This window comes from Desertibacillus haloalkaliphilus, assembly GCF_019039105.1.
Lineage (GTDB): Bacteria > Bacillota > Bacilli > Bacillales > KJ1-10-99 > Desertibacillus > Desertibacillus haloalkaliphilus.
Genome location: NZ_JAHPIV010000533.1, coordinates 1 through 341 on the forward strand (window position 1 = coordinate 1; position 341 = coordinate 341).

Here is a 341-nt window from a genome sequence, read left to right on the forward strand (position 1 = left end):
CCTCATTTCTTTCAAATCCAATATTATAACACCTAAAAACATAAACACTACTCATTTCTTTCCCCTCCTTTTCCCTCCTTCCTCCTCCCTCTTTTTTCTCCCCTTTCTTTTCCTTCCCTCTCTCCCTCCCTCCTTCTTTCCCTCTTTCCTCCCCTTCTCCCCCCCCTCTTCCTTCTCTCTTTTTTCCCTTTTTTTCTCCCTTCTCTTTCCCTCTCCTTTCTCCTCCCTCTTTTCCCTTTTTCCCCCTTCCCTCTCCCTCTTCTCCCCCCCCCCCTCTTCTTTTCTTCCCTTTTCTCCCTTTCTTCTCTCCCCTTCCCCCCTTTTCTCTTCCCTCTTCTTCT

The 341-nt window shown here is 47.8% G+C and carries 1 protein-coding gene; it reads right to left on the minus strand.

Annotated features, from left to right (window positions below):
- Positions 1-47 precede the first annotated feature (47 nt).
- Positions 48-341: hypothetical protein (locus KH400_RS30370; RefSeq protein ID WP_217228644.1), on the minus strand; the 294-nt coding region annotated here is incomplete at its 5' end.